20 protein-coding genes and 1 pseudogene are annotated in these 21734 nt (G+C 73.2%); 9 read left to right on the forward strand and 12 right to left on the reverse strand.

Annotation, left to right across the window (positions count from 1 at the left end; all coding sequences use genetic code 11):
- Positions 1 to 115 precede the first annotated feature (115 nt).
- Positions 116 to 1723 (forward strand): vWA domain-containing protein, encoded by a 1608-nt coding sequence (locus BJ961_RS19690; protein WP_271417101.1) that lies wholly within the window; start codon positions 116 to 118, stop codon positions 1721 to 1723.
- Between the two features lie 30 nt (positions 1724 to 1753).
- On the opposite strand, the gene BJ961_RS19695 is transcribed toward BJ961_RS19690, so the two are convergent.
- Positions 1754 to 2569, reverse strand: a complete 816-nt coding sequence (locus tag BJ961_RS19695; RefSeq protein WP_271414102.1) for an SAM-dependent methyltransferase — start codon at positions 2567 to 2569, stop codon at positions 1754 to 1756.
- Positions 2570 to 2619: 50 nt separating this feature from the next.
- Positions 2620 to 3495, reverse strand: coding sequence for a helix-turn-helix domain-containing protein (locus BJ961_RS19700; RefSeq protein ID WP_271414103.1), 876 nt, complete (start codon positions 3493 to 3495; stop codon positions 2620 to 2622).
- Positions 3496 to 3839: 344 nt separating this feature from the next.
- Here BJ961_RS19700 and BJ961_RS19705 point away from each other — a divergent pair, with 344 nt between their 5' ends.
- From BJ961_RS19705 to BJ961_RS19715, 3 genes and pseudogenes are all read left to right on the forward strand, one after another.
- Positions 3840 to 4250 (forward strand): hypothetical protein, encoded by a 411-nt coding sequence (locus tag BJ961_RS19705; protein WP_271414104.1) that lies wholly within the window; start codon positions 3840 to 3842, stop codon positions 4248 to 4250.
- A 129-nt stretch (positions 4251 to 4379) separates the two neighbouring features.
- Positions 4380 to 5573, forward strand: a complete 1194-nt coding sequence (locus tag BJ961_RS19710; protein ID WP_271414105.1) for a glycoside hydrolase family 64 protein — start codon at positions 4380 to 4382, stop codon at positions 5571 to 5573.
- Between the two features lie 95 nt (positions 5574 to 5668).
- Positions 5669 to 6520, forward strand: a pseudogene (locus BJ961_RS19715) (glycoside hydrolase family 16 protein); the annotation flags it as partial.
- 35 nt (positions 6521 to 6555) lie between these two features.
- Here the strand turns inward: BJ961_RS19715 and BJ961_RS19720 are convergent.
- From BJ961_RS19720 to BJ961_RS19740, 5 genes are all read right to left on the reverse strand, one after another.
- The gene (locus tag BJ961_RS19720) at positions 6556 to 6702 is read right to left on the reverse strand and encodes a hypothetical protein (protein ID WP_271414107.1); all 147 of its coding nucleotides are present in this window, start codon (positions 6700 to 6702) and stop codon (positions 6556 to 6558) included.
- Positions 6703 to 6849: 147 nt separating this feature from the next.
- Positions 6850 to 9774 (reverse strand): FAD-binding and (Fe-S)-binding domain-containing protein, encoded by a 2925-nt coding sequence (locus tag BJ961_RS19725; protein ID WP_271414108.1) that lies wholly within the window; start codon positions 9772 to 9774, stop codon positions 6850 to 6852.
- A 121-nt stretch (positions 9775 to 9895) separates the two neighbouring features.
- The gene (locus BJ961_RS19730; RefSeq protein ID WP_271414109.1) at positions 9896 to 10303 is read right to left on the reverse strand and encodes a RidA family protein; all 408 of its coding nucleotides are present in this window, start codon (positions 10301 to 10303) and stop codon (positions 9896 to 9898) included.
- Positions 10300 to 11427 carry a mandelate racemase/muconate lactonizing enzyme family protein gene (locus BJ961_RS19735; RefSeq protein ID WP_271414110.1) on the reverse strand — a complete coding sequence of 376 codons (1128 nt, stop codon included), beginning with the start codon at positions 11425 to 11427 and terminating at the stop codon, positions 10300 to 10302. Before BJ961_RS19735 ends, BJ961_RS19730 begins: the two co-directional genes overlap by 4 nt.
- 14 nt (positions 11428 to 11441) lie before the next feature.
- Positions 11442 to 12227: a creatininase family protein gene (locus BJ961_RS19740; RefSeq protein WP_271414111.1), complete on the reverse strand. Its 786-nt coding sequence runs from the start codon at positions 12225 to 12227 to the stop codon at positions 11442 to 11444.
- A 41-nt stretch (positions 12228 to 12268) separates the two neighbouring features.
- Between BJ961_RS19740 and BJ961_RS19745 the strand changes: the two genes are divergently transcribed.
- Positions 12269 to 13228, forward strand: coding sequence for an ROK family protein (locus BJ961_RS19745; RefSeq protein ID WP_381160855.1), 960 nt, complete (start codon positions 12269 to 12271; stop codon positions 13226 to 13228).
- Positions 13229 to 13239: 11 nt separating this feature from the next.
- On the opposite strand, the gene BJ961_RS19750 is transcribed toward BJ961_RS19745, so the two are convergent.
- From BJ961_RS19750 to BJ961_RS19770, 5 genes are read right to left on the reverse strand one after another with little or no spacing between them, the layout of a single operon-like run.
- Entirely contained in the window at positions 13240 to 14124 is an 885-nt protein-coding gene (locus BJ961_RS19750; protein WP_271414112.1) for an ATP-binding cassette domain-containing protein, read from the reverse strand.
- The gene (locus BJ961_RS19755; RefSeq protein WP_271414113.1) at positions 14121 to 15071 is read right to left on the reverse strand and encodes an ATP-binding cassette domain-containing protein; all 951 of its coding nucleotides are present in this window, start codon (positions 15069 to 15071) and stop codon (positions 14121 to 14123) included. The genes BJ961_RS19750 and BJ961_RS19755 overlap by 4 nt, the downstream gene beginning before the upstream one ends.
- On the reverse strand, positions 15068 to 15982 hold the full coding sequence (locus BJ961_RS19760) for an ABC transporter permease (protein WP_271414114.1): 915 nt from the start codon (positions 15980 to 15982) through the stop codon (positions 15068 to 15070). The genes BJ961_RS19755 and BJ961_RS19760 overlap by 4 nt, the downstream gene beginning before the upstream one ends.
- Positions 15979 to 16971 (reverse strand): ABC transporter permease, encoded by a 993-nt coding sequence (locus BJ961_RS19765; RefSeq protein WP_271414115.1) that lies wholly within the window; start codon positions 16969 to 16971, stop codon positions 15979 to 15981. Before BJ961_RS19765 ends, BJ961_RS19760 begins: the two co-directional genes overlap by 4 nt.
- Positions 16968 to 18545: an ABC transporter substrate-binding protein gene (locus tag BJ961_RS19770; RefSeq protein ID WP_271414116.1), complete on the reverse strand. Its 1578-nt coding sequence runs from the start codon at positions 18543 to 18545 to the stop codon at positions 16968 to 16970. Before BJ961_RS19770 ends, BJ961_RS19765 begins: the two co-directional genes overlap by 4 nt.
- Before the next feature lie 54 nt (positions 18546 to 18599).
- Here BJ961_RS19770 and BJ961_RS19775 point away from each other — a divergent pair, with 54 nt between their 5' ends.
- The 4 genes from BJ961_RS19775 to BJ961_RS19790 are packed head-to-tail and all read left to right on the forward strand — an operon-like array spanning position 18600 to position 21584.
- The gene (locus BJ961_RS19775) at positions 18600 to 19460 is read left to right on the forward strand and encodes an IclR family transcriptional regulator (protein WP_271414117.1); all 861 of its coding nucleotides are present in this window, start codon (positions 18600 to 18602) and stop codon (positions 19458 to 19460) included.
- Positions 19457 to 20518, forward strand: coding sequence for a serine hydrolase domain-containing protein (locus BJ961_RS19780; protein WP_271414118.1), 1062 nt, complete (start codon positions 19457 to 19459; stop codon positions 20516 to 20518). Before BJ961_RS19775 ends, BJ961_RS19780 begins: the two co-directional genes overlap by 4 nt.
- Before the next feature lie 4 nt (positions 20519 to 20522).
- Positions 20523 to 21056: a nucleotide triphosphate diphosphatase NUDT15 gene (locus tag BJ961_RS19785; RefSeq protein WP_271414119.1), complete on the forward strand. Its 534-nt coding sequence runs from the start codon at positions 20523 to 20525 to the stop codon at positions 21054 to 21056.
- A 9-nt stretch (positions 21057 to 21065) separates the two neighbouring features.
- Positions 21066 to 21584, forward strand: a complete 519-nt coding sequence (locus BJ961_RS19790) for a hypothetical protein (RefSeq protein ID WP_271414120.1) — start codon at positions 21066 to 21068, stop codon at positions 21582 to 21584.
- Positions 21585 to 21734 lie beyond the last annotated feature (150 nt).

Consider the following 21734-nt stretch of genomic DNA (forward strand, 5'->3'; position numbering starts at 1 on the left):
CAGGGGGCGGACCGGGCCCGCCGGCCCGGACACGGACACGGACACGGACAGCAGTATGGGCAGCAGTACGGACGACGACGTCGGCAGGCACACGGACGGCACTCGGCGCGTGACCATGGGCGGGGCACCGACGCGGCCCGACGAGCCGCCGGAGCGGGCCGGGCAGTGGCCGGCGCCGACGGCGGCCCCTGCCGCACGGCACACCGGGGCCCTGGTCGCGGACCGTCTCGACCGGCTCACCTGGCGCGACACCTATGAGCAGTCGCCCGCCCTGCGCGAACTGGCGGAGGAACTGGCCGGGCTCCACGAGCACACCGCCGACCTCCTCACCGACGTCTTCCTGGCCGCCTACAAGGTCCGCCCGCGCCTGCGCGAGGCCGCCGGGATGGACCCCTCCCGGCTGGTCAACCACCGCGTCGTCGGCGCGCTGCTTCAGTCGCCGCACTTCGCCGAGTTGCACCGGGAGACGGCCGGCGACGCGTACGCCGCCGCCGTGGCCGTGCTCGCCCAGGGCAGCACGCTGCGTCGGATGCTGGACGACACCCGGCCCGCCCGGGACCGGGACGAGCGGGCCGAGCGAGCGCGGCGGAGCGCCGAGGACGCGGCGGACGCCGTCGCCGAGACGCTCCGGGAGGCCGCCGGGGAGGCGGGCGAGGACGGCACCGTGCCGGGACCGGCCGCCGACGCCGTACGACGGACGGACGCGAGCGTTCGGCCCGCGACCGAACAGGCGGTTTCGCAGGCCCGTCAGGCCCTCGCGGCCGCGGTCCCCGGCGCCGGAGCCGCCCGGGGCGCGCTGGTGAGGTCGACGGCGGCCGCGGGAGAGGAATCCGCGCTGATGCGGGCCTGGGGCGTCGGCTCCGGCGAGCTGGAGCGGATGGCGTTCGACGAACGCGCCCGGCTGGCCGAGCGGTTGCGCGGCGGCCGGCTCGCCCAATGGGCCGAACTGATCGGCCGCTTCCGGCAGATGGCCGAGGGCGAGCGCGCCCGCAAGGTGGAGAACGCCACCGGGGAGCTGATCGGGGTCACACTCGGCGACGACCTCTCCCGTGTCGTCCCGTCCGAGCTGGCCCTTCTCGGACTGCCCGAACTGCGTGCGGTGTTCGCCGCCCGCTACGCGGCCGGGGAGCTGATGCTCTACGACAGACGGGGAGAGCACACCACGGGCCGGGGCGCCGTCATCGCCTGCGTGGACACCTCGCACTCCATGTACGAGGCGGGGCCCGGCGGCATCACCCGGGAGGCGTGGGCGAAGGCGTGCGCGCTGGCACTGCTGGACCAGGCCCGCCATGCGGGGCGTGACTTCGTCGGCATCCTGTTCTCCGCCGCCGACAGGCTCCGGGTCTTCCGCTTCCCGGCGGACCGGCCCGCGGACCCGGCCCGCACCGTCGACTTCGCGGAGACCTTCCTCGGGGGCGGCACCAGCTACCAGCGGCCGCTGTCGGCGGCGAGCGAACTGCTCGAGGAGGAGTTCAACGACAGCGCCCGCACCCGCGGCGACATCGTGATGCTCACCGACGACGACTGCGGCGTCACGCCGGAGTGGATGCGCGACTGGAACGACGCCAAACGCCGACTGGGCTTCCGGGTCTTCGGCGTGGGGATCGGCGCCCCGCGCGTCGCGGCGGCCGGTTCGGTCCTCGAGGCCCTGTGCGACAACCTCCGGTCCGTCGAGGACTTCACCGACGTGCACGCCGCCGCCGATCTGTTCCGCGTCATCTGATCCGGCGGCCGGCCCCGTCCGCGCGGGCGGTCACGGCTTGCGGGCCACCGCCCCGTACATCGCGATGTCCTCGTCGCGGACGCCCTGTTCGCCCCTGTCGTCCGGGCGCCACTTGTGGACCTGGACGATGCCCGGCCCGGTCAGGTCCAGCCCCTCGAAGAACTCGTGGGCCTCGTCGATGGTCCGCAGCCGCATCGGCATGTCGCGGGCCGCGTACTCGCGTGCGACCCGGCCCACCTCTTCGGGGGCGAACTCCGCGGTGCCGATGGTCATGGCCAGGTAACTCCCCGAGGGCAGGGGTTCCATGAGGCGGCGGACGATGCCGACCGCGTCGTCCTCGTCCAGGACGAAGTGGACGATCGCGATCACGGTGAGGGCGACCGGCCTGGTCAGGTCCAGTGTCCTGCGGAACTCGTCGGACTCGAGGACGGCTTCGGGGCGCTGGAAGTCCGCCTCGATGTACGTCGTGCGGCCCTCGGGGGTGCTGGACAGCAGGCCCTGGGACAGGGTGAGGACGATCGGGTCGTTGTCGACGTAGACCACCCGCGCCTCGGGGGCCACCGACTGCGCGATCTCGTGCAGGTTGGGCGAGGTGGGGATGCCGGTGCCGATGTCGAGGAACTGGCGCAGACCGGCCTCCTCGGCCAGCCAGCGCACCGCGCGGTTCATCCAGTCCCGGTTGGCACGCATGTGGACGGGCAGGGCGGGCCATTCCTTGGCCATCGCGTCGCCCGCCTCCCGGTCGGCGGGGTAGTAGTCCTTCCCTCCCAGGATGTAGTCGTAGATCCGCGCCGAGTGCGCGTGCTCGGTGTCGATTCGGTCGGCCGGCCATCCGCTGTCGGACAACGTTCGCCCCTCTCCGTCGGGTCGTGCGGTACTGGGCTTGTGGGGGGGCCTCACAGTTCCTTGCGCAGCGCGCCGAGGACTTCCTCGGTGCCCCGGGCCGGGACGGCCTGGGCGCCGAGCCGGTCCAGCGCCTCGCGGTAGACGACCACGTCGTCGGCCTTGTCCAGGTAGACGGCGCCCACGAGTCCACCGAGGTAGACGATGTCGGGGAGTTCGGGGGCCCGGAAGCGGAAGAGGTCGAAGGCGCCGGCGCGCAGGGCGGGGTGCGGGCCGGAGGTGAACGGCATGATCTGGAGCGTCACGTGGGGCAGCCGGCCCACCTCGATCAGATGGTCCACCTGCTGCCGCATCACGTCGGCACCGCCGACGGGCCAGCGCAGGACCGTTTCGTCCATCACGACCCACAGGCGGGGCGGCAAGGGGCGGGTGAGGATCTCCTGGCGCCGCATGCGCAGGGCCACCCGCCGCTCGGTGGCGACGGAGGAGGCGTGCGGGTTGCCCGCGCCCAGCAGGGCCCGCGCGTAGGCCGGGGTCTGCAGCAGGCCGTGCACGAACCCGGACTCGTAGGCACGGATGTGCAGGGCCGCCTGCTCCAGGCTCAGGTACGCGGCGAACCAGTCCGGCATGACGTCGCGGTAGGTGTGCCACCATCCCCGTTTGTTCGCCTCGCGGGCCGACTTCAGGAAGGTGTCGATCTCCTGCTGGTCGCGGACGCCGTAGACCTGGAGGAGTTTCTCCACGTCCGGCAGCCGCAGCCGGGCCACCTTGGCGGCCTCGAGGCGGCGGATCGTGGAGTGGCTCACCCCGATGGCCTCGGCGGCCTGCTCGAACGAGAGACCGGCGCGGGTGCGCAACTCCTCCAGCTGCCTGCCGAGGATCATCCGCAGCACGGAGGGGGCACCGCCCCAGTCGGTCTCCGCGGTCACACCGTCTCCCCTTCGCCGTCCCGCGTCCGGGTCCGAACACGCAAGTCTGTCATGTGAGCCGTCCTGCCGGAGGAGCATGCCTCCAGGTGGCTGCAATTTTCAACTTGACGGTTGCGCAGGGTTGTTGACGGATGACACAGTGGTTCCACCGCCCCCTGCCCCCTCGGCCGACGACCAGGCCCGTCCTGCTGGAGACACCTCCCCCACCCCACGGGACGGTCCCGCACGACAACGTTCTCCTCCGCCCGGTCCGGCCGCTTCCCGCCCGGCCGAAGGACACCCCCCATGGACCTGCCGCCCGCCCCTGATCCACGTCCGTCCGCGGCCGGCCCACGGGGCCGCTCGTGTCCGTCCGGCGCCGTCCGCCCGCCCCGCCGGCGCCCCCGGGCCCGGCCCCGCTTCCCCTGCCCGCCGGTCTGCGCGCCGGTCTCGGCCACGACGCCGTGGGGATCCGCGCGGAACACGGTGAACGCATACTGGCCCGTCTGCCCCGTGCGGGCTGCGTGTTCGCCGACGAGGAACGCTGGTGGTGGATCGTCCCCGCCGGATCCGACGTCGGGCTGACCTGGCCGCCCGGCGTCCACTACGCCGTCGGCGACCCGTCGTGGACGCGGCCGCGGCCCGCCGACCGGCCGCCCGGTCCGCGCCTGGTCCACGGTCCCGACGGCGACTCGCCCTACACCGCGCCCATCCCGCTGTACTTCCTGGTCTGCCGGCTCACCGGTGTGCCGCCCCGCTGGTCCGTGGCGCCCTGAGTGCGCGAGGGCACCGCCCGCTTCACCTTCCGAACCTGGAGCGCCCGCTTCCGATTGATCCCGTTCAACTAGTTGACATGCACAGGGAAGGCTACAACGCTGCAAGTCCCCCACACCAAGGAGGACCGTGTGCTTTCCCCACGCAAGCTGACGGCGTCCCTGGCCGTCGCGGCGTCGATCGGCGCCGTGGCCGTCGTCGTCGGACCGGCCGAACCGGCGTCGGCGGTACCGGACACCATCCCGCTCACCCTGAGGAACGACTCGGGCAGCGCCGAACAGGTCTACGTCTACGTGATCGGCACCGAACTCGCCTCGGGGCGGCAGGGGTACGCCGACGAGAGCGGCGCCTTCCACGCCTGGCCGGCCGGTGGCGCCCCGCCCGTCCCGGCGCCCGACGCCTCGTTCGCCGGCCCCGCAAACGGCGGGTCAAAGACCGTTCGGCTTCCGAAGTTCTCCGGCCGGGTCTACTTCTCGTACGGCGGGAAGCTCGACTTCCGGCTCGCCGACGGCGGCCTCGTGCAGCCCGCCGTCCAGAACGCCGACGACCCCAACCACGACACGCTGTTCAACTGGACCGAGTACACGCTCAACGACTCCGGGCTGTGGATCAACTCCACCCAGGTGGACATGTTCTCGGCCCCCTACTCCGTCGGTCTGACCGCGGGCGACGGCTCCACGAAGCAGACCGGTTCGCTGAAGCCCGACGGGTACAAGGCGGTCGCCGACGGGCTCACCCAGCAGGGCGGCGGCTGGGAAGGACTGGTCCAGACCCGGGGCGACGGCTCGCCGCTGCGCGTCCTGGCTCCCGGGCACGGCGTCGGCTCCGGAGACCTGCCCGCCGGCGTGCTGGACGACTACATCGACCGCGTCTGGGGCAAGTACGCCTCCGAGACGCTGATGGTGACACCGTTCAAGGAGCAGCCGGACACGAAGTTCTTCGGCAGGGTCAACGGCGACAGGATGGACTTCACCGACGGCAGCGGCGCGGTGGTGACCTCCTTCGAGAAGCCGGACTCCGACTCGGTCTTCGGCTGCTACAACAAGCTCGACGCCCCCAACGACCAGGTGCGCGGGCCCATTTCGCGCACCCTGTGCGCCGCGTACAACCGCTCCACGCTGCTCACCAACCCCGAGCAGCCCGACGCCGGCGACTCCGGCTTCTACCAGGACGACGTCACCAACCACTACGCCCGCCTCGTCCACGGGCAGATGCGGGACGGCCGGGCGTACGCCTTCGCCTTCGACGACGTCGGCAACCACGAGTCGCTGGTGCACGACGGCGACCCCGAGGACGCGGCGATCACGTTCGAGTCCTTCGACTGACCCGGCCGGCCCCACCCGCGCCAGGACAGCAGCACCTTCCCCCCACCCCGGCGCCCGCTCCCCACCGTGGGAGCGGGCCCATGAAAGGGAGAGACATGGCCTCCCCACGACTGCTGCGCAGTTGCCTTCTCGCCACCCTGTCCGCCGCCCTCGTCGCGGCCGCCGCGGTGGCCCCCGCCCGGGCGGAGCACCGGCCGGAGTCCGCCGCGGCGGTGACGTTCTCCGACACCTTCGACGGCCCCGCGGGCTCCGGCGTCGACGCCGCCAAGTGGCAGCTCGAAACCGGTGACAACGTCGACAACCACGAGCGGCAGTACTACACGTCCGGCACCGACAACGCGAAGCTCGACGGCCGGGGCAACCTGGTGATCGAGGCCCGCCGCGAGAACCCGGGCGACTACCGGTGCTGGTACGGCACGTGCGAGTACACCTCCGCGCGGCTGAACACCTCGGGCAGGTTCACCGCGGCCTACGGCCACGTCGAGGCCCGGATGAAGATCCCGCGCGGGCAGGGCATCTGGCCCGCGTTCTGGATGCTCGGCCAGGACATCGGCCAGGTCGGCTGGCCCGGCTCGGGCGAGATCGACGTCATGGAGAACGTCGGCTTCGAGCCCTCGACGGTCCACGGCACCCTCCACGGCCCCGGCTACTCGGGCTCGGGCGGCATCGGCGCGGGCTACACGCTGCCGAACGGCGAGGCGTTCGCGGACGCCTTCCACACCTTCGCCGTGGACTGGGCACCGGACAGCATCACCTGGTCGGTCGACGGCAACGTCTACCAGACCCGCACGCCGGCCGACCTGAACGGCAACGAGTGGGTCTTCGACAAGCCGTTCTTCCTCATCCTGAACCTCGCGGTCGGCGGCTACTGGCCGGGCGACCCGGACGGCTCCACCGCCTTCCCCCAGCAACTGCTGGTCGACAAGGTGACGGTGACCACGAGCGACGGCTGAGGGGCCAGGCCCCGCACCCCGGGCGCCCGTCAGGGAGAGGTCGTACGTGCGACGTCGGCGCCCGGGGTTTCCTCGTCGGGAGCGGCCGGGGGCGGGAAGATCAGGTCTTCGAGCGCGTCCGCGGCGAAGAGGAAGGCCATCATCACGACCGGTAGGAGCAGCGCGAGCAGAATCACAGGACCTCCCGGTGGGTCGGTCTGTGGGCTTCGTGGCCCGGCTACCAGGATGGACCCGAATGGCTGAACGCGCACGCCGGCGGCCACACCATCAACCGAACTCATATTCGATCCAGGGTCTGTCCGTCGGCGCGGCCGCCGCCCGGGTCAGGGCCGGGTCGCCCGGTCCAGTTCGATCAGGACCGAGTAGTACGCACGGCCGGTCGCACGGTCCATGCCGATCTCGCACATGCGGTTGGCTGACAGGTGGGCGTCGTACGCGCGCGAGGTCACTTCCGCGGCCTCCTTGGCCGTCGCCGACGCCGTCAGCTCCTTGTGCAGCATGCCCCGGTCCCCGGCGAAGGCGCAGCATCCGGCGTCGTCGGGGACGACGACCTCGTCGGCGACGGCCCCGGCGACCTCGCGGAGCCGGTCGACGTCGCCCAGGTGGTGCATCGAGCACGTCGGGTGCAGCACCGCCGAGCCGGCCGTACGGAGGACCGTCAGCCGGGGCAGGAGTTCCTCGGCGGCCCAGACGACGGAGTCGACCACGTCGAGGTGCTCGTGCAGTTGCCGGTTGGCGTCGGTGAGGTAGGGGACGACCTCGTGCTGGATGCCGAGCGTGCAGGACGAGGCGTCGACGACCAGCGGGAGCCGTCCGCCGTCGGTCCAGGCCCAGGCGGCCTCGACGACACGGTTGGCCATCACGGTGTTGCCGTCCTCGTAGCCCTTGGAGTGCCAGATCGTCGAGCAGCAGGTGCCCGCGACGTCGTCGGGGATCCAGACCGGCCGGCCGGCGCGGGCGGAGACGTCGACCACGGCCTGCTGGAGCGAGGGGGTGGCGTCGCTCTCGGGTCCGGCGAAGATCCGGTTGACGCAGGCCGGGTAGTAGACGGCGCTCGCTCCCGCCCGGGAGGTGGGCGGCACGGTGCGGGCGGCGGCGCCCGGCAGTTCCGGCAGCCACTCGGGCATCAGGTCGGGTCGTACGGCCTTGCGGGCGAGGCCGGTGGCGGCGGTGAGCAGCCGGTCGCCGATCCTGTCCGCCGCGCCGACCGCGAGGCGTGCCGACGCCTCAACGGCCCGAAAGCGCTTCGCGGTGAGCGCGGCGATCCGCTCCTCGCGCGGCGAGTGCCTGCGGTGGCGGAAGTCCTTCATCATGGCGCCGGTGTCGATGCCGACCGGACAGGCGATCGCGCAGGTGGAGTCGCCCGCGCAGGTGTCGACGGCGTCGTAGCCGTAGGAGGCCAGGAGCTGTTCCTCCACGGGCGAACCGGCGGGCTGCCGCAGCATCTCCCGGCGCAGCACGATGCGCTGGCGCGGGGTGGTCGTCAGATCCTGGCTGGGGCAGGTGGGTTCGCAGAAGCCGCACTCGATGCAGGGGTCGGCGACCGGTTCGATCCCGGGGATCGTCTTCAGTCCGCGCAGATGGGCCCTGGGGTCGCGGTCGAGGACGACCCGCGGGGCCAGTACGCCGTCGGGGTCGATGACCTGTTTGACGCGCCACATCAGCTCGGTCGCCCTGGGGCCCCATTCCAGCTCCAGGAAGGGGGCGATGTTGCGCCCGGTGGCGTGCTCCGCCTTCAGGGATCCGTCGAACCGCTCCACGGTCATGCGGCAGAAGTCGTCCATGAACGCCGCGTACCGGTCGACGTCGGAGGTCTTGGCCGCGTCGAAGGCGAGCAGGAAGTGCAGGTTGCCGTGGGCGGCGTGACCGGCGACGGCGGCGTCGAAACCGTGCTCCGCCTGGAGTCCGAGGAGTTCCTCGCAGGCGTCGGCGAGCCTGGACGGCGGGACCGCGAAGTCCTCCGTGATCAGGGTGGTGCCCGCCGGACGGGAGCCCCCGACGGCCGTGACGAAGGCCTTGCGGGCCTTCCAGTATCCCGAGATCACCTTGGCCTCGCGGGTGAACCCGTTGGTCACCGAGGCGACCGGGGCGACCAGTTCGAGCCGCTCGACGACCCGGGCCGCCGCTCGCTCGAAGGCTTCCTGGCCCGCCTCGTCGGGCGCCCGGAACTCCACCAGCAGCGCCGCGGTCTCCCGCGGCAGGTCGGCCCAGTCGGCCGGCACGCCCGCCACGCTCACCGAGGCGCGCAGCGTGTTGCCGTCCATCAGCTCGACTGCGAGGGCTCCGGCCTCGTTGAACAGGGGCACGGCCGCGGCGGCGGCGGTCAGCGAGGGGAAGAAGAGCAGACCGCTGGAGACCTTGCGGTCCAGCGGCAGGGTGTCGAAGACGACATCGGAGATGAACCCGAAGGTCCCCTCGGAGCCGACCATCAGCCCGCGCAGGATCTGCACGGGCGTGGCACCGTCCAGGAAGGCGTCCAGCCGGTAGCCGTTGGTGTTCTTGATCTCGTACTTGGCGCGGATCCGGGCGGTGAGCGCCGGGTCCGCCTCGATCTCCGCCTTGAGCGCGAGCAGCCCCTCGCACAGCTCCGGCTCGGTCCGCGCCAGTGTCTCGTCCGCGTGCGGGTCGGCGGTGTCGACGACGGTGCCGCCGGGCAGCACGAAGGTCAGCGAGGCCAGGGTGCGGTACGAGTTGCGGGTGGTGCCCGCGGTCATCCCGGAGGCGTTGTTGGCGACGACTCCGCCGACGGTGCAGGCGATGGCGCTGGCCGGGTCGGGGCCCAGGATCCTGCCGTACCGGGCGAGCGTGGCGTTGGCCCGCATGACCGTGGTGCCGGGCCGGATGCGGGCCCGCGCGCCGTCGTCCAGGACCTCGATGCCGGTGAAGTGGCGGCGCACGTCGACGAGGATGTCCTCGCCCTGGGCCTGGCCGTTGAGGCTGGTGCCGGCGGCGCGGAAGACGACGTTGCGGCCGCCCGCGCGGGCGTAGGCCATGACCGCGGAGACCTCGTCGATGTCCTCGGGGAGGACGACGACCTGGGGGACGAAGCGGTAGGGGCTGGCGTCGGAGGCGTACTTCACCAGGTCGGAGATCTTCCACAGGACCTTGTCCGGGCCCAGCAGGGCGGTCAGCTCGGCGCGCAGCGCTTCGGGGGTGCCCGTGGCCCGGCCGTCGGCGACCCGGTCGGCCGCCGCGGCGCGGACCGCCGTGGGACGCAGGGATTCCGGCTTGGGCTCCAGCAGGGGCATGGTGTTCGTCTCCCGGGCAGTGTCGAGCGGTGCTGGTCAGCGTACGTCCGCGGGTTCCGGCCGGTCGCCGGGGGTGCGCGGGGTGCCCGCCGGCCCGGGCGCGGCCGGCGGGCAGAGGGGGTCACCCGGGCAGGTCCGGGCCGGGCAGGAGGGCCACCACGTCGATCTCCACGAGGATGTCCATCAGGTCGGAGCCGACGGTGGTGCGCACCGGGCAGGGTTCCTCGAAGAACGCGCGGTAGGCCGCGTCGTACGCGGCGAAGTCCCGCTCGAGGTGCTGCAGGTGTGCCGTGACCTTCACGACGTCCCGCGGGGACAGGCCCCGCGCGGCCAGGACCGCGCCGACGTTGCGCAGCACCTGCGCGGTCTGCGCTGCGACGCCCTCGGGTACGGCGCCGGTGACCGGGTCCTGGGGGCCGAACCCGGCCGTGAAGAGGAACCCGCCGGCCACCACGCCCTGGGAGTAGGCGCCAGCGGGCCGGGGAGCCCCGGGTGTGTGCACGGCTCGCTTGCCGGTCGGCTCGCTCATCCGGTCAGGTCACCGTCCCGCTCGTTGACACCGGCGTAGTGGCGGAGCTTGTCCTCGTCCACGCTCACGCCCAGGCCCGGGCCCGACGGCACCCGCAGCCGGCCGTTCTCCAGGTGCAGCGGCTCGATGATGTCGTCCGCGTGCAGGTAGTACATGCTGTCGATGGCCCGCGACAGGACGGGGGTGCTCGACACGACGGCCAGGTGCGCGGCCGTGGCGATGCCGAGTTCGCCGCCGCTGTGCAGGTTCATGCCGAGGCCGAAGGTCTCGCAGTGGGCGGCGAGGGCCTTGGTCGCGGCGATGCCGCCCCACTTGTAGACGTCGCCGTGGATGACGTCGACCGCGTTGAGCCGCATGGCCGGGGCGAAGTCCTCGAAGCGGACGACGCACATGTTGGTGCACAGCGGGATGCGTACCTTGGCCTTGACCTGCGCCATGCCCTCGATGCCGACGCAGGGGTCCTCCAGGTACTCCAGGTCCAGTTCCTCCAGCGCGATGCCGGCGCGGACCGAGTCGGGGACGGACCAGGCGGCGTTCGGGTCGACGCGCAGGTTCACGTCGGGCAGCGCCTCGCGGACCGCGCGCAGGACGGCGACGTCGCCCGCGCAGTCCTTGGTGCCCTTGAGTTTGACGGCGTCGAATCCGCCCTCGTCGACGACGCGTACGGCGTGCTCCGCCATGGCCCCCGGCAGGTCGGCCGGTGCGGCGCCGGGCGCGTCGGCCCGGGTGATCAGGGCGGTGATGGGGACCTCGTCGCGGACGGCGCCGCCGAGCAGGTCGGTGACGGACTGGCCGGTGGCCTTGCCCATCGCGTCCCAGCAGGCGACGTCGACGGCGGCGAGAGCCGCGTAGCCGAGGTAGCCGTAGAAGAACGGCACCATGTGCTGCTTGCGGTGGAAGCCCTCGAGCGCGAAGGGGCTGGTCCCGATCAGGTCCGGGACCAGTTGGCGGACGATCGCGGCGACCGGCGCGCCCCACATGGTCTCGCCCCAGCCCTCGACGCCCGCGTCGGTGCGCACGCGCACGACGGTGCGGGTCTCGCCGGTCTTGGTCTCGAAGGAACTCGTGAAGGGGTTGACCAGTGGGAGGTTGACGACCCACACGTCGACGTCGGTGATCTTCATTGCTTCTCCTCGCATCATCGGGGTGACCGGCTCGCCGTGTCGAAGGCCCGGATCGCGCGGGCCAGTCCTCGCGCCCGGTCCTCCAGGAGCCGGCCGCCCCGGTCGGCGTCGGCCCCGGAGGCGTCGTCGGTGGAGCCGCCGACCCGCTGCCACTCGCCGTGGCGTTCGACGGTCAGGCCGGGGTGGGGCGGGTTGTCGAACAGCGGGGGTGGTTCGACGGGGGTGCGGGCGGGCACGGGGGTGCGCACCAGCGCGGGGTGGGCCGCCAGCATCAGGGACGTCTCGAACCATCCGGCGTGCCCCGGGGTGACCTCCGGCCGACCGGCCTCCTCCCCACCCGCGCCGTCGCCGTCGGTGAGGGTCCAGTACGAGCAGGCGGCGACGGTGACGCGGGCGCGCAGCGCGAACCGCTTCACGGCGAGCCGCATGATCTCGTCGTTGCCGCCGTGGCCGTTGACGACCATGACGCGGCGGTACCCGCTGGTGACGAGCGAGTCGAGGATGTCGTCCAGTACGGCGCCCAGCGTGGCCGCGGAGAGCGAGACGGCCGCCGCGAACAGGTGGTGCGGGCTGTGGCCGAAGGGCAGCGCCGGCAACCGCACCACCTGGGGCGCGGAGGTCTCCCGGTCGAGGATCTCCAGCGCCCGGTCCACGGCCGTCTCGACCAGGAGGGTGTCGGTCCCCATCGGAAGGTGCCCGGCGTGCTGCTCCTGCGAGCCGATGGGCACCAGGGCGATGCCCTGCTCGCCGGCCCGGCGTACCTCCCGCCAGGTGAGTTCGGTCAGTTTCGATTGGCTCACGGTGCTACCTCTCCCGAACGCGGCCATGGCAGAGTCGGCGCATGGTCCACAGAACTTCTCCGTTGCGACTGGTCCCCGAGGCCGCGCGGCAACCCGCCGCTCCTGCGGCACCGCGGCGGCTGGGGGCCGTCGAGCTGGTGCCCGGCCGGATCACGGCGGCCGTACTGTCCGTGGCGGGGCGGGTACTGGACCGCACCGAGTCGTCGTACGACGCGGCCACCGCGGCGCCCGCGGACATCGACCGGGCGCTGGCCCAGGCGGCGGGTGTCTTCGCCGCCCACGAGGTCCAGGGGATCGGGGTGGCCGCCGCGGGGCTGGTGGACCCCGACGCGGGGCTGATCCTGGAGGTCAACGACGTGCCGGCGCTGCACGGCTATCCGGTGACCGAGCGGCTCGGCGCCCTCACCGGCACCGGGGTGCGGGTGGAGCACCGGGCGCGGCTCCAGGTGCTCGGCGACCGCTGGTTCGGCGCGGGCCGGGGGCGGCGCACCTTCGCTTCGGTCTCGACCGGCGAGGTGCTCGGGGTGGGCGTCCTCTACGACGGCGAGGTGATGGCGCCGCCCGGCGGGCGCAGCGGCGCGCACATGACCGTGTCGGCCAGCGGCGAGCGCTGCACGTGCGGGAACCGGGGCTGCTGGAAGACCCTGGCGACGACCGGCTGGCTGCGGGCCAGGGCACGCGCCGCGGGGCTCGGGGAGGCGATGTCGCTGGCCGGGCTGGTGCACGGCGGGGACGCGCTCGCCGGGCAGGTGGTGGAGGAGTACGCGCACAACCTGGCCCTGGGGCTGGTGAACGTGCAGCAGCTCTTCGCGCCGGGTCTGTTCATCCTGCACGGTGAGGCGCGCGACGGCGGTGTGCGCTTTCGCACCGTGGTGGAGGAGCGGCTGCGGGACGCGGTCGCCTTCGCGGGCGCCGAGCGGCCGCGGGTGCTGGTCGGGACCGCCGCCGTCGACGACGTGGCGCTTCTCGGCGGGGCGGGTCTGGTGCTGTCCCGCCTGTAGCGCGTGGCGGGTCATCGGCTCGCTCCGCCCGCCGGTGCGGACGCGCGGGCCGCGGCCCGCCTGCCCCGGCGCGGATCGAGGACGGGCACGGCGTCGAGGAGCTGCCGCGTGTAGGGGTGTCGCGGAGTGCGCAGTACCGCCTGCGCCCCGCCCACCTCGACCAGGCTTCCGCGGCTCATCACCGCGACGCGGTCGGCGACCTGCGCCACGACGGCGAGGTTGTGCGAGACGAACACATAGGTGAGTCCGAGCCGTTGCTGCAGGTCCGCCAGGAGGTCGAGGACGGTCGCCTGCACGGAGACGTCGAGTGCGCTGGTGGGCTCGTCGAGCACCAGCAGCCGGGGGCTCAGGGCCAGGGCCCGTGCGATCGAGACGCGCTGGCGCTGGCCGCCGGAGAACTCGTGCGGGTAGCGGTCCTGGATGCCGGCGTCCAGGCCGACGGCTTCGAGGAGTTCCCCGACCCGCTCCCTGGTCCGGGGCCGTGCGCGTCGTCCGCGTGCCTCGGGGTCGTGGGTGACCAGGGGTTCGGCGACGATGTCGGTGATGCGCATACGGGGGTTCATGCTGGAGTAGGGGTCCTGGAGGACGACCTGCATCTGCCGTCGTACGCCACGCAGTGCGGACGCGGAGAGGGCGGCGAGGTCCTGTCCGTCGAAGCGCACGCTTCCGGCGGTGGGTTCGAGGAGGCCGAGGAGCAGCCGGGTGAGGGTGGTCTTGCCGCAGCCGGACTCGCCGACCAGGGCCATGGTCTCGCCCTCGTGCACGTCGAGCGACACGTCGTCGACGGCGACGTTCGTGCGCCGGCCGCCGAACTCCTTGCGCAGGCCGCTCAGTTGGAGAAGCGGCCGGTCGGCCGTGCGGGCGGGCGCGGTGGGGCCGCCGGTGTCGGTGCTCATGCCGCCTCCAGTCGCGGGGTGGCTGCCAGCAGCTTGCGGGTGTAGTCGTCGGCCGGGTGGTCGAAGACGTCGAGGACGTCGCCGGTCTCGACGACCTCGCCCTTGTTCATGACCACGACCCGGTCGGCGGTCTCGGCGACGACCGCGAGGTCGTGGGTGATCAGCACGACGGCCATGTCGTGCTTGTGCTGGAGGGTGACGAGGAGGTCGAGGATCTGGCGCTGCACGGTGACGTCGAGGGCGGTGGTGGGTTCGTCGGCGATGAGGACGCGGGGGCGGGCCACCAGGGCCGTCGCGATCATCACGCGCTGGCGCAGGCCGCCGGAGAGTTCGTGCGGGTACTGGCGGTAGCGCAGGGCCGGGTCGGGGATGCCGACCTCGTCCAGTGCCGCCAGGGCGGCCTCGCGGCCCTCGGCGCGGGACATGCCGGTGTGGTGCCTGAGCACCTCGGCGACCTGTGCGCCGACGCGCTGGAGCGGGTCGAGGCAGGTCATCGGGTCCTGGAAGACCATGGCGATGTCACGGCCCCGGACGCGGCCGAGTTCCTTCTCGGACAGCCGCAGCAGGTCGCGTCCGTCGAAGCGGATCTCGCCGCTCGGGTAGACGCACGGCGGGCTCGGGTTGAGACGCAGCACGGACAGCGCGGTGGCGCTCTTGCCGCTGCCGGACTCCCCCACGACGGCGAGGGTCTCGCCCGCCCGGACGTGGAGCGAGACGTCGCGCACGGCGTGGACGACGGAGGTCTCCAGGCGGAAGTCGACGCTGAGGCCGTCGATCTCCAGGAGCGGCCGTTCGTCCGCGGGCCGCCCGGACGCGCCGGTCGCCGCCCGGTGGGGGCCGGGTGCGGGTCGGCCGGGGGCGGTGGTCGGCCGGTCGGTGCTCGGTGGTCGGTCGGTGCTCGGTCGGTCGGTGCTCGGTCGGTCGGTGCTCGGTCGGTCGGTGCTCATCGGCGGTAGGCCTTCGGGTCCGCGACGTCCCGCAGGGCGTCGCCGGTGATGTTGATGGCGAGGGAGGTCAGCATCAGCGCGATGCCGGGAAAGACGGCGACCCACCAGGAGGTGCCCAGGTAGAGCTGGCCGTCGGAGAGCATGGCGCCCCAGGTGACCGTCTCCTTGGGGACGCCCAGGCCGAGGTAGCTGAGGGAGGCCTCGGCGACGATGGCGGCGGCGACGTGCAGGGTGCCGATGGTGGCCAGGGGCGCCATGACGTTGGGCAGCAGGTGGCGGCGCATGATGGTGGTGTCGGTGACGCCGATGGCGCGGGCCTCGGTGACGAAGTCGCGGGTGCGCAGCGACATCACCTCGGAGCGCACGACCCGGGCGTAGGAGACCCAGCCGGTGAAGCCGAGCACCAGGATCACCACCCACAGGCCGGAGCCGAGGAAGCCGACGATGGCGAGGGCCAGCAGCAGCGAGGGGAAGGCGAGCTGGACGTCGGCGAGCCGCATCAGGGCGCGGTCGGCCCAACCGCCGAAGTACCCGGAGGCGAGGCCCACGACGGTGCCGACGACGCCGGCGAGGAGTGCCGCACCGGCGCCGACGAGCAGGGAGACCCGGGCGCCGTGGATGACGCGGGAGAGCATGTCGCGGCCGAGCTGGTCGGTGCCGAGGAGGTGGGCGCCGCTGCCGCCGTCCTGCCAGGCGGGGGGCCGAAGCCGCAGCAGGAGGTTCTGCGCGTTGGGGTCGTAGGGGGAGAGCAGGGGCGCGAACAGGGCGGCGACGAGCAGGAGTACGAGCACGGCGAGGGCCAGTACGGCGAGCTTGTTGCGCAGCAGGCCGCGCAGGACGACGGAGCGGGTGGCGCCGGACGGCTTCCGCTCCGGGGCCTTGTCGGTCGCGGCCGGTGACATGACGGTCATCGTGACGTCCTCACCCTCGGGTCGAGGAAGCTGTAGGAGAGGTCGACGAGCAGGTTCACCACGACGAAGGTGGCGGCGAAGAAGAGGACGGTGGCCTGGACGAGGGGGAAGTCGCGGTTGGAGATCGCCTCGATGGTCAGCTGGCCCACGCCGGGCCATGAGAAGACCCGTTCGGTGAGGATCGCCCCGCCGAGCAGGTTGCCGACCTCCAGGCCGACGACGGTCACCACCGGCAGCGAGGCGTTGCGCAGTCCGTGCCGGAGCACCACCTTCAGTGGCCCGAATCCCTTGGCCCGGGCGCTGCGGATGTGGTCGCTGGACAGGACGTCGATCAGCGAGGAGCGCAGCAGGCGGGCGACGACGGCGACGGAGTAGACGGCGAGGGTGACGGCGGGCAGGACCAGGTTGGCGAGGGTGCCGTAGCCGGAGGCGGGCAGGGCGCGCAGCCAGACGGCGAAGACCAGGATGAGCAGGATGCCGACCCAGAACGGCGGGGTGGACTGGCCGAGCAGGACGCCGGTCATCACGGTGCGGTCGGCGCCCCGGCCTCGTCGCATGGCGGCGAGGACCCCCGCGGGGATCGCGATGACGAGGGTCACGGCGAGTGCGGCGGCGGCCAGTTCGACGGTGGCCGGCAGCCGGTCGGCGAGGATCTCGCTCACGGGCCGGCCGTAGACGAGGGATTCGCCGAAGTCGAGGTGGAGCAGGCCCCGGAGGTAGTCGAGGTACTGGGCGAACAGGGGCTGGTCCAGGCCCAGGGAGTGGCGCAGGACCTGTTCCTGTTCGGCCGTGGCGTCCGGCGGCAGCAGGATCTTCACGGGGTCGCCGGACAGGCGTACGAGGAAGAAGGCGACGGTCGCCGTGCACAGCAGCACGAACAGGGCGGTGGCCAGGCGCTTGACCACTGCGAGGAGCAGGCCCGTCCGGTTCGGGCGGCGGGTGGGGGTGGCCGCCGGTGCGGGTGGTTCGTCGAGGGTGAGGGCGCTCATCGGGACACCTCCGCGCTCTCCATGGCGAGGACGCCCGCGGATCCCGGCGTCCAGTGGGGCCGCTCGTTGCGGGCGAAGATGTTGTCGATCTGGTAGAGGAAGACGAAGGGTGCCTCACGGCGCATCAGCCGTTGCAGGTCGGAGAAGGCCGCTTCGCGTTCCGCGGGGTCCTCGGAGAGTTCCTCGGTGTCGATGAGGCGGTCGGCCTCCGCGGAGTGCCAGCGGCTCTGGCGGCGGTCGCTGCGCACGTTGGACTGGACGATGCTCGCGCCGTCCATCGTCCACACGGTGCTGGCCGCGAGGTAGATCGGGCCGAGTGCTCCCCGGTTGTCGGAGGTGAGCCGGGCGGAGTAGGTGCCGGGGTCAATCAGGTTGACCCGGGCGTCCACTCCGGCCCGGGCCAGCAGGCCGGACAGGGCCTCGGCGACGTTGGCGTCGACGTTGGAGGCGGTGAGCGTGGTGGAGAAGCCGTGCGGGTGGCCGGCTTGGGCGAGCAGTTCGCGCGCGGTGTCGACGGAGCGGCTGAAGGGCTTGACGGTGGGGTCGAAGCCGAAGGAGCCGCGCGGGACGAGTGCGGGCGTCTCGGTGGCCTTGCCGCCGAGCACGGCCTTGATGAGGAGCGGGACGTCGATCGCGTGGTTGAGCGCCTGGCGTACCCGGCGGTCCTGGAGCGGGCCGCGTTCGAGGGTGTTGAGGGACAGGTAGGCGGTGCGGATTCCGGTGTGGCCGTCGATGGTGATGCCGCCGTAGCCGTCGAGTTGCTGGGCGGCGTCGGGGGTGAGTCCGGCGACGAGGTCGACACCGCCGCTCTGCAGGGCGGCCAGGGAGGAGGAGGCGTTGGGGGCGGGGCTGAAGACGAGGCCGTCGACGGCGGGGCGTCCGTTCCAGTGGTCGGGGTAGGCGCGCATCCGCAGTTCGTGGTCGCGCCGCCAGCTCTCGAAGGTGAAGGGGCCGGTGCCGACGGGGTGTTCGGCGAACGCCCCGTCGCCCGCCTCGGCGAGGTGGCGGGGCGGTACCACCACGCCGCCGAACAGGGAGAGCTTGGCGGGCAGGATGGGGTCGTGCACGGTGGTGTGAACGTCGACGGTGAGCCGGTCGACGACGGTGACGCCCTTGACGAAGCGCAGCTCGACGATCGGTGACTTGGTCGCGGGGTCGAGCAGCCGCTCGATGCTGAAGGCGACGGCCCGCGCGTCGCACACCTCGCCGTTGTGGAAGGTCACCCCGGGCCGGAGGGTGAAGCGCCAGGTGTGCGCGTCGGTGGCCTTCCAGGCCAGGGCGAGCCGGGGGTGCAGCCGGTTGTCCCGGCCGCGGGTGGTGAGGGTGTCGAACATGTTGATCAGGACGTTCATCGACACCATGTCGCCCTGCTTCTGCGGGTCCAGTGTCTTCGGGTCGCCCGGCTGGGAGACCCGCAGGACGTTGCCTGCCCGGTCCGCGGCGGCCGTCGTGCCGCATGCGCTCAGGAGCGCGGGAGCGCCGAGGGCTCCGAGCAGCAGACCACCGGTCCGCAGGACGTGGCGTCGGCTGGGACGGCTGCGGTCCACGGTGCGCCCCTGAAGAATTCGTTCCATTGAACAACACCTCCGTTCCGTCAGATGGAATGCGGTTGGGTTAAGCTAAGCGACATGGTGAAAGCGGTCAACACCCGGTCGGTCGACCAGGAACTCGTGAAGGGCCCCGTCGACAAGGCGATGGAGGTGCTCGATGCGCTCGTCCGGCCCGGCGGCCCCCACCGGTTGGGGGAGATCGCCCGCCGCACGGGGCTGACCAAGCCCACCGTCCACCGGCACCTGCGGACCATGGCGGAGTACGGCTTCGCGGAACCCGCGGAGGGCGGCAGTTACCGTCCGGGACCCCGGCTGCTGGGTCTGGCGGCGGCGGCCCTGAGCGACAGCCGCGTCCTGGAACTCGGCAGGCCCGTCCTGGCCGACCTGCGCCGGCGCACCGGCCATGTCGCGTTCTACGCGGTGCGGCACGCGTCCGAGGCGGTGTACCTGGAGCAGTCGGAACCGGCCCGCGAGTACCGGATGAGTACGCGGCCCGGCCACCGGTCGCCGCTGTACGCCTGCGGCGTGGGGCTCGCCATGCTCTCCGCACTGCCGCCCGAGGAGGCCGCGGCCGCCCTGGGAGCGCCGGATCCGGCCGGACCCGACCCGGACGCGCTGGACCTGGAGGCCCGCACCCCGCACACACTCACCGACCCGGCGGCGCTGCGGGCGGTGCTCGCACGGGCGGCGCTGTGCGGTTACGCCGTGGACGACGAGTACGACGAGCCGGACGTGCGGTCGGTGGCAGCCCCCGTCCTGGACGCGGAGGGCAGGGCCGTGGGTGCGCTCGGCATCTCCGGACTGACCTTCACCCTCGACTCCGAGAGCGTGGAGGTGTTCGGGCCGATGGTGCGGGCCGCCGCGCGCACGGTGTCCGCCGCGCTCGGCGCGCGCACTCCCGCCCTCGGCGTGGTGGACGCGGGCGGTGAGCGGGCGTGAGCGTACTGGCCGAACTGCTCGCCGAGGGACGCGAACAGCGGGTCTACTCGGGCGCCGCCTGGTCCGTCGGAGACGCGCGGGGCCCCCGGGACCGGGGCTGGACCGGCACCCGCGGCTGGGACGGGCCGCCCCTGGACGGCGACGACCTGTGGGACCTGGCGTCGGTGACCAAGCCGATCGCCGGACTCGCGGTCATGGCACTCGTCGAGCGGGGCACGCTCGGCCTCGACGACACCGTGGGCACCCACCTGCCGGGCTACCGGGGCGGCGACAAGGAGGCACTGACGGTACGTCAACTCCTCACGCACACCTCGGGAATCCCGGGGCAGGTGCCTCTCTACCGCGATCACCCGACCCGTGCCTCACTGCTGGAGGCGGTGCGTCTGCTGCCGCTGACCGCGCGGCCCGGTACCCGCGTCCAGTACTCCTCGCAGGGGTTCATCGTCCTCGGGCTGATCGCCGAGGCGGCGGCCGGGGCGCCGCTGGACGCGCTCGTGGAGCGACTGGTGTGCGGGCCGCTCGGCATGCGCGACACCGTCTTCCGGCCGGACGCCGGACGCCGGGCGCGAGCCGTGGCCACCGAGGACTGCCCCTGGCGCGGCCGCCCGGTCGTGGGCGAGGTCCACGACGAGAACGCGGTGGTGCTCGGCGGGGTCGGCGGCCATGCCGGCCTGTTCTCCACGCTGGCGGACATGGAACGGCTCGGCGCCGCACTCGCCGCGGGCGGCCGGGGCCTGCTGCGCCCCGGCACCTACGCGCTGATGACAGCCGCCCACACGGACGACCTGGCGCTGCGGCGGGCCCTGGCCTGGCAGGGCCGCGACCCGGTCGGCTCCCCCGCCGGAGAGGTGTTCGGCCCGGATTCCTACGGCCACACGGGCTTCACCGGCACCAGCCTCTGGGTGGACCCGGCCACGGAGCGCTATGCCGTGCTGCTCACCAACCGGGTGCACCCGACGAGAACGGGCGACGGGATCGTCGCCGTACGCCGCGCGTTCCACGACGCCGCCGCTCTGCTGCCCCCGGTGGCTTCCGGCCGCGGCCACGGTGTGGAATGAGCCGATGAACGCTTCCGCACCGGGCGCCGAGCGCCCCGAACGCGCCCGCCCCGCCGCCCAGAGCCTCACCGGCGTCGGCCTCGCCGTCCTGGACCCCCAGGGGCGGGTGCTGCTGGGGCTCGGTCACGACGGGCGCTGGGAGCTGCCCGGCGGCAAGGTCGACGCGGGCGAGGACTTCGAGACGGCCGCCGCCCGCGAGCTGGCGGAGGAGACCGGGCTCGCGGCGGCCCCCGCGGACGTGCGGGTGCTGGCGGTACTCGTCGACGGCGTGGGCGGGCTGGCCCGGGTGACCGCCGCGGCCGTCACCGAGCGGGCGGCCGGTGCGCCCCGGGTCACCGAGCCCGACAAGATCGAGCGCTGGCAGTGGTTCTCCCGCGAGGCCGTCCCGTCGGCTCTCTTCCCGCCGTCCGCCTCGGTCCTGGACTGCCTGTGGCCCGGGGCGGAGCGGCGGGGCGCCGCGGAAGTCCGGCACTACGCGGTGGCCGGGCCCGTCGTGAACGGCAGCACGGGCCGGGACGGGCACGCCGCGTCGCGGTAGATCTTGTGGGTGACGGGGCGGCCCCACCGGCAGGTGGACGGCGTCCGGCGGCAGGAGCGCGTGGTGCTCGTCGGCGAGCGGCTCGTCGTCGGAGAGTTCCGCGACCAGCCGGTGCCCCGGTCGGAAGGTCGCCGCGAACGGGGAGTCCCGCAGGACGTACTCCTCGACCGTCCCCGGCTCCACGGGCACCGCGCGGGCGTGCGGGTGGTGGGGGTCGCCCTCACCCCCGTGCTGCGCGACCTGGGCCTCGCTCTCGGACCGGTCGTCGTCGGCGCGGTCGCCCTGAGCAACGCGGGGTCGGCCTTCACGGCGAACCGCTCCGGCGCGGACCTGCCGGACGGCCGGACCGCGGCCGCCCGCGCGGTCGCCACCGCGTTCCCGGTCTGCGGGGTGGCGGCCGCCGTCGCCGCGGTGCTGACCGCCGTCGGGATGATCGGAGTCCACTCCCACCGTTGCGCCGGGGACGAGGACTCCGCAGCGCTGCCGTCGGGCGCCACGGCAGCCCCGAGTCGGCCCTCGTCCGGTTGACGCCCCGGCCGCGGAAGCCTCCGGGCCGCACCGGGCGGGCGCCGGTCACGACGACCGGCGCCCTCGACCGGCCCGACACCGGTCCGTGGCGGTCGGCCCTTGCGCCACGCATTGACATGGACGCGGCGCAGCGCAACGCTGAGAGCGCTC

It is taken from the genome of Streptomyces lienomycini (genome assembly GCF_027947595.1).
In the GTDB taxonomy this organism is placed as follows: Bacteria; Actinomycetota; Actinomycetes; order Streptomycetales; family Streptomycetaceae; genus Streptomyces; species Streptomyces lienomycini.